General features: G+C 72.8%; 6 protein-coding genes. 4 read left to right on the top strand and 2 right to left on the bottom strand.

Annotated features, from left to right (window positions below; genetic code table 11):
• Positions 1 to 101 precede the first annotated feature (101 nt).
• Positions 102 to 1,151: a LacI family DNA-binding transcriptional regulator gene (locus tag ACFTZL_RS38500; protein WP_382593183.1), complete on the bottom strand. Its 1,050-nt coding sequence runs from the start codon at positions 1,149 to 1,151 to the stop codon at positions 102 to 104.
• Between the two features lie 290 nt (positions 1,152 to 1,441).
• On the opposite strand from ACFTZL_RS38500, the gene ACFTZL_RS38505 reads away from it, so the two are divergent.
• From ACFTZL_RS38505 to ACFTZL_RS38515, 3 genes are read left to right on the top strand one after another with little or no spacing between them, the layout of a single operon-like run.
• The gene (locus ACFTZL_RS38505; RefSeq protein ID WP_382593186.1) at positions 1,442 to 2,593 is read left to right on the top strand and encodes a Gfo/Idh/MocA family protein; all 1,152 of its coding nucleotides are present in this window, start codon (positions 1,442 to 1,444) and stop codon (positions 2,591 to 2,593) included.
• Positions 2,590 to 3,744, top strand: coding sequence for a dihydrodipicolinate synthase family protein (locus ACFTZL_RS38510; protein ID WP_382593189.1), 1,155 nt, complete (start codon positions 2,590 to 2,592; stop codon positions 3,742 to 3,744). Before ACFTZL_RS38505 ends, ACFTZL_RS38510 begins: the two co-directional genes overlap by 4 nt.
• Positions 3,741 to 4,577 carry a sugar phosphate isomerase/epimerase family protein gene (locus ACFTZL_RS38515; protein ID WP_382593192.1) on the top strand — a complete coding sequence of 279 codons (837 nt, stop codon included), beginning with the start codon at positions 3,741 to 3,743 and terminating at the stop codon, positions 4,575 to 4,577. The genes ACFTZL_RS38510 and ACFTZL_RS38515 overlap by 4 nt, the downstream gene beginning before the upstream one ends.
• On the opposite strand, the gene ACFTZL_RS38520 is transcribed toward ACFTZL_RS38515, so the two are convergent.
• A complete protein-coding gene (locus ACFTZL_RS38520) occupies positions 4,498 to 5,499 on the bottom strand; it encodes an EamA family transporter (protein ID WP_382593195.1) in 1,002 nt (333 codons plus the stop codon). The two genes, ACFTZL_RS38515 and ACFTZL_RS38520, sit on opposite strands and share 80 nt — an antisense overlap.
• A gap of 94 nt (positions 5,500 to 5,593) precedes the next feature.
• Here ACFTZL_RS38520 and ACFTZL_RS38525 point away from each other — a divergent pair, with 94 nt between their 5' ends.
• Positions 5,594 to 6,511 (top strand): LysR family transcriptional regulator, encoded by a 918-nt coding sequence (locus tag ACFTZL_RS38525; RefSeq protein ID WP_382593198.1) that lies wholly within the window; start codon positions 5,594 to 5,596, stop codon positions 6,509 to 6,511.
• Positions 6,512 to 6,740 lie beyond the last annotated feature (229 nt).

The following is a 6,740-nucleotide window of genomic DNA, read 5'->3' on the forward strand; positions in this document are numbered from 1 at the left end:
GCTGCGCCCCCCCCGGCGCGTTTTGGCGCCGCGGCGGTATCGCGCCGGGGGGGGGGGGGGGCGGCGCCCCCCCCCGGCAGCCCGGGCGGCAGCGCCCGGCCCTAGGAAACCCGCGGCACCCCGGAGGACCCCCGCACCATCAACTCCCCCCGCACCGAGGCGATCCCCCCGGGCGGCGCCTCCTCCCGCCCCATCGCGATCCGCCCGGCCCGCGCCCCGGCCTCGCCCAACGGCAACCGCACCGTCGTGAGCGAAGGCACCGCGTCGATGCTGAACGGCAGATCGTCGAACCCGGCCACCGACACGTCCTCCGGGATCCGCAGCCCGGAGTCGCGCAACGCCGCGCACGCCCCGAGTGCGACGGAGTCGTTCGCGGCGACGACCGCCGTCAGCGACGGGTCACGCCGCAGCAGCTCCAGCGTCGCCTCGTAGCCGGACCTGCGGTCGTAGCGCCCGTGCACCGTCCACCGAGGGTCCTCCTCGATCCCGTGCGCGGCCAGCGCGGCCCGGTGGCCCTCCAGCCGGTGCCGGGTCGTGGTCCGCTCCTCGGGGCCCGCGATGTAGCCGAGCCGCCGGTGGCCGAGGCCGATCAGGTGCTCGGTCAGTTCCTGCCCGCCCCCGCGGTTGTCGAAGGTCAGCGCGATCGCCCCGGTCTCCGGTGCCGGCGGACGGCCGCACAGCACCACCCGCGTCCCCGCCTCCTTGAGCTTGCGCACCTTCGTGTCCATCGCCGTCTTGTGCGCCGCGTCCTCGATCGCCCCGCCGGTCAGTACCACGGCCGCCGCACGCTGCCGCTGCAGCAGCGTGAGATACGTCAGCTCCCGCTCCGGGGAGCCGCCCGTGTTGCAGACCACCGCGAGTCTCTCCCCGCCCGCACGGCCGCCCGGGCCGCCGATCTCCGCCTGGATCGCGCTCGCCATGATCCCGAAGAACGGGTCGGCGATGTCGTTCACCAGGATCCCGACCAGGTCGGAGGTGGCGGCGGCCAGGGCGCTCGCGGGTCCGTTGAGCACATAGTCCAGCTCGTCCACGGCCTTCAGCACCCGCTCGCGGGTGGAGGCGGCAACGGGGTAGTTCCCGTTCAGCACGCGCGACACCGTCGCGGGCGAGACCTGCGCGCGGGCCGCCACGTCCGCCAGGGTCACCGTCATCTCGTCGTCCTCCGGTCACGCATCTCGTCGTCGCCCTCGTACACACCCGGAGCCATCACAACGGTTCCGAGCAGGCCGACAGCCCCGGCCTCACCGAATCCATGGCCAAGGTTCCGAGCAGACCTTAAGCCCCCGACCCCCGGTTGTTCGCCCCCTCGAACAACTCGTCCTGGTCACGGTCTTGTCCGGACCACCGTTCAGAGGCTAGCTTCTCCGTATGTAGAAAGCGCTTGCTGCAACGCTCACCAGTGGGCGTACGCGGCGCGACGACCGCGTACGAAGGGAACGACGTGACACGCAAGACGGTGCGTATCGCCATGAACGGCGTGACCGGGCGCATGGGCTACCGCCAGCACCTGGTCCGCTCCATCCTGGCCCTGCGCGAGCAGGGCGGCCTCGACCTCGGCGACGGCACCGTGCTGTGGCCCGAGCCGATCCTGGTCGGCCGCCGCGAGCACGCGCTGCGGGCGCTGGCCGAGCGGCACGGGCTGGAGCACGTCTCGACCGACCTGGACGCGGTCCTCGCCGACGAGACGGTGGACATCTACTTCGACTCCCAGGTCACCTCGGCCCGCGAGGAGGCTCTGAAGAAGGCCATCGCGGCCGGCAAGCACATCTACACCGAGAAGCCGACCGCCACCGGCCTCGCCGGCGCCCTGGACCTGGCCCGGCAGGCGGACGAGGCCGGCATCAAGCACGGCGTCGTCCAGGACAAGCTCTTCCTCCCCGGCCTGCTGAAGCTGAAGCGCCTCATCGACGGCGGCTTCTTCGGCCGGATCCTGTCCGTGCGCGGCGAGTTCGGCTACTGGGTCTTCGAGGGCGACTGGCAGGACGCCCAGCGCCCGTCCTGGAACTACCGTGCCGAGGACGGCGGCGGCATCGTCGTCGACATGTTCCCGCACTGGGAGTACGTGCTCCACGAGCTGTTCGGCCGTGTGAAGTCCGTCCAGGCCCTCACCGCCACCCACATCCCGCAGCGCTGGGACGAGAACGGCAAGCCGTACGACGCCACCGCCGACGACGCCGCCTACGGCGTCTTCGAGCTGGAGGGCGGCGCGATCGCCCAGATCAACTCCTCCTGGGCCGTCCGCGTCAACCGCGACGAGCTGGTGGAGTTCCAGGTGGACGGCACGGAGGGCTCGGCCGTGGCCGGTCTGCGCAACTGCCGCGTCCAGCACCGCTCGGCCACCCCCAAGCCGGTCTGGAACCCGGACATCCCCGCCACGGAGGTCTTCCGCGACCAGTGGCAGGAGGTCCCGGACAACGCCGAGTTCGACAACGGCTTCAAGGCCCAGTGGGAGCTGTTCCTCCGGCACGTCTACGCCGACGCGCCCTACCACTGGGACCTGCTGGCCGGTGCCCGCGGTGTCCAGCTCGCCGAGCTGGGTCTCGCGTCCTCGGCCGAGGGCCGTCGTATCGACGTACCGGAGATCTCGCTGTGACCATCCGGCTCCCGGACGCGAGCGGGTCCCTGCGGGCGTACGAGCCCCGCCAGGAACCGCTCGCCCTCACCACCGGTTCCCCGCTCACCTCCCGCACGGTCTTCTCGGCGGCGCATGTCGTCGCCGACCCGTTCGCGGACGTGTCCCCCGACTCGCCCGCCGCCGTCGACTGGGACGCCACCCTCGCCTTCCGCCGCCATCTGTGGTCGCACGGGCTGGGTGTCGCCGAGGCCATGGACACCGCGCAGCGCGGCATGGGCCTGGACTGGGCGGGCGCGGCGGAACTGATCCGCCGGTCGGCCGCCGAGGCCAAGTCGGTGGGCGGTCGTATCGCCTGCGGCGTGGGCACCGACCAGCTCACCGGCCCGGCGTCCCTCGCCGAGGTCCGCGCGGCCTACGAGGAGCAGCTCGCGGTCGTGGAGCAGTCCGGCGCCCAGGCCATCCTGATGGCGTCCCGGGCGCTCGCGGCGGCCGCCTCCGGCCCCGAGGACTACCTGGAGGTCTACGGCCAGCTGCTCCGCCAGGCCGCCGAGCCGGTCGTCCTGCACTGGCTCGGCCCGATGTTCGACCCGGCGCTTGAGGGCTACTGGGGGTCGTCCGACCTGGACGCGGCGACGGACACCTTCCTCGAGGTGATCTCGGCCCACCCCGACAAGGTCGACGGCATCAAGGTCTCCCTGCTGGACGCCCAGCGCGAGGTCGACCTGCGCCGCCGGCTCCCCGACGGGGTCCGCTGCTACACCGGCGACGACTTCAACTACCCCGAGCTGATCGCGGGCGACGAGCAGGGCTTCAGCCACGCCCTGCTCGGCATCTTCGACCCGCTGGGCCCGCTGGCGGCGGAAGCGGTCCGGGTTCTGGACACCGGGGACGTCGCGGGATTCCGCGCGCTCCTCGACCCGACGGTCGAGCTCTCCCGCCACCTCTTCCAGACCCCGACCCGCTTCTACAAGACGGGCGTGGTGTTCCTGGCCTGGCTGGCGGGCCACCAGTCCCACTTCACGATGGTCGGCGGCCTGCAGTCGGCCCGCTCGCTCCCGCACTTCGCGAGGGCGTACGAACTCGCCGACGGCCTCGGTCTCTTCCCCGACCCGAAGCTGGCCGAGGAGCGGATGAAGACACTGCTGAGCCTGTACGGGGTGAACCAGTGAGCGCCGCGGAGCTGGAGCGCTTCTCCATCAACCAGATGACGGTGAAGCAGCTCTCGATGCCGGAACTGGTGGAAGCCTGCGGCCGGTTGGGCATCCGCAATGTCGGCCTGTGGCGCGAGCCGGTCCAGTCGTACGGCCTGGAGGCCACGGCCAAGCTGGTCCGTGACGCGGGCCTGACGGTGACGACGTTGTGCCGGGGCGGCTTCTTCACGGCGATCGACCCGCGGGAGCGGGCCGAGGCCCTGGCCGACAACCGCCGCGCGATCGACGAGGCGGCGGCGCTCGGCACGGACACGCTGGTCCTGGTCTCGGGCGGGCTCCCGGCCGGCTCGAAGGATCTGCACGGGGCGCGGGAGCGGATCGCGGACGCGCTGGCGGAACTGGGGCCGTACGCCGAGGAACATGGCGTCCGTCTGGCCATCGAGCCGCTCCACCCGATGTACGCCTCCGACCGCTGTGTGGTGTCGACCCTGGCCCAGGCCCTGGACCTGGCCGAACGGTTCCCGGCCCAGCAGGTCGGGGTCACCGTCGACACGTACCACATCTGGTGGGACGACACGGCCCCCGCGCAGATCGCCCGCGCGGGCGCGTCAGACCGCATCCACACCTTCCAGCTCGCCGACTGGACGACTCCCCTCCCGGAGGGCGTGCTGACCGGCCGGGGCCAGATCGGCGACGGCGCGATCGACATGCGGGAGTGGCAGGGCTACGTGGAGGCGGCCGGGTACACCGGCGCCATCGAAGTGGAACTGTTCAACGACGGCTTGTGGGCACGGGACGGCCGTGAGGTGCTGGCGGAGACGGCGGCGAGGTTCGTCGAGCACACCTTGTGACCCAGCCCTGAACCGCGCTCGCGCCGCCCCGCCCGGTTGTTCCGGGTGGGGCGGCGGCCGTACGCGGGGGCCGGGGGAGACCGGACGTCAACGCCACCCCGCCCACCAGCAGCGCCGCCGCGCACCACCGCAGCGGGCTCATCGGCTCCCCCAGGAACAGGGCCGCCGACGACATCCCGAAGACCGGGACCAGGAGGGAGAAGGGGGCCACCGTGGAGGCGGGGTGGTGGCGCAGGAGCAGGCCCCACGCGCCGAAGCCGAAGACCGTCGTGATCCAGGCGACGTAGACGACCGTGCCCGCGCCCTGCCAGTCCATCGCGCGCAGTGCCGCCAGGTCACGGGACGGGCCCTCCACGAGGAGGGAGAGGGCCAGCAGGGGCAGGACCGGGACGGTGCTCACCCAGACCATGAAGTTCAGGGAGTCGGGGGGTGCCGCCTTGCGGGTGAGGACGTTCGAGGCGCCCCAGCAGGCCGCCGCCGCGATGACCAGCGCGAAGGCGCCGAGCGGGCCCGAGGCGCCCTCGTCCACGGCCGCCACGGCGATCCCGGCCAGGGCGACCAGCATGCCCAGCAGCCGGGTGCGGGAGGGCCGTTCGCCGAGGGTGAGGGCGGCGATGACCGCCGTGAAGACGGCCTGTATCTGCAGGACCAGGGACGACAGGCCCGCCGGCATCCCCGCGTCCATGCCGACGAACAGCAGGCCGAACTTCGCCACCCCCAGGATGAGACCGACCGCCACGATCCACTTCCACGCCACCTTCGGGCGGCCCACGAAGAACACCGCGGGGAGTGCCGCCACGAGGAAGCGCAGGGCGGAGAAGAGCAGGGGCGGGAAGTGGTCCAGGCCGATCTCTATGACCGTGAAGTTGACGCCCCAGACGGCGGCGACCAGCACGGCGAGGGCGAGGTGTGAGGGGCGCATGCCGTGAGCATCGCGCCCGGCGACCATGAAGCACCAGCGATGATTGCTGCAGAGTTGGATGAAGCATTGCTGAATCATGGAAGTGGGGAGTCCCATGCTCGACCTCCAGCGGCTGCGCGCCCTGCACGCCGTCTCCGTGCACGGCACCGTGGGGGCCGCCGCCGTCGCGCTCGGGTACACGCCCTCCGCGGTGTCCCAGCAGATCACCAAGCTGGAACGGGAGACGCGGACCGTTCTGCTGGAGCGGGAGGGGCGGGGCGTGCGGCTCACCGACGAGGCCCGGCAACTGGCCGCGACCGCGAAGGAGTTGCTGGCCATCGTGGAGCGGGCGGAGACCGACCTGGAGGAGCGGCGGGGCCTGCCGGCGGGGCGGCTGACCGTCGCCGCGTTCGCGTCGGCGGCGCGCGGGCTGCTGCCGGGCGTGCTGGCCGAGCTGGGCCGCAGGCACCCGGCCCTGGACGCCCGGCTCACCGAGGTCGACCCGCATCTGTCGGTCGACCTCGTGGCCAAGGGAGCCGTCGACCTCGCCGTCGCGCACGACTGGGACATCGCGCCGCTGCCCGCCCCGCCGGGCGTGGAACAGGCGGTCATCGGGGACGACCTGTGCGATCTGCTCGTACCCGAGGGGCACCCCTTCGCCGGTCGCGCCGCCGTACGGCGGGAGGAGCTGGGCGGTGAGCGGTGGATCTGCCAGCCGCCGGGGCGGGTCTGCCACGACTGGCTGCTGCGGACGCTGCGCACGGCCGGGCACGAGCCGGACATCGTCCACCAGGCCGAGGAGAATCCGACGCTCGTCGCCCTCGTCGCGGCCGGGCTCGGTGTCGCGCTGATCCCGCGGCTGGGGCGCGGGGCGCTGCCCGCCGGGGTGGTGGAGGTGCCGCTCGACCCCATGCCGGTGCGGCGGCTGTACGCGCTGTGGCGGACGGGGGCGGCGCGGCGTCCGGCCATCGCGGAAACCGTGCGGGCACTCGGCGAGCAGTGGCCGAAAGTGTCGGCTCACACGCCCCGTTGACCACCGGTTCATCCTGAGTACCGACTTCCGGAAATCCGGCCCGCGCCTGGAACCCGGTCCGGATCCGCGCCGTCCAACGCTCAGGCCGCCGGAGAGTCACCACGGTGCGGTGTCGGCCCTCGCTGCTGGCTGCGATCGCTGACCACCCTCTCCGCCGTACCGCGGCCGGCGGCCCCGCCGCCACCGGCGCGTCCCCCTCCAACCGCGCCGGTGGCGGCCCCTACTGGCG

The organism is Streptomyces sp. NPDC056948 (assembly GCF_042674225.1).
GTDB lineage: Bacteria > Actinomycetota > Actinomycetes > Streptomycetales > Streptomycetaceae > Streptomyces > Streptomyces purpurascens.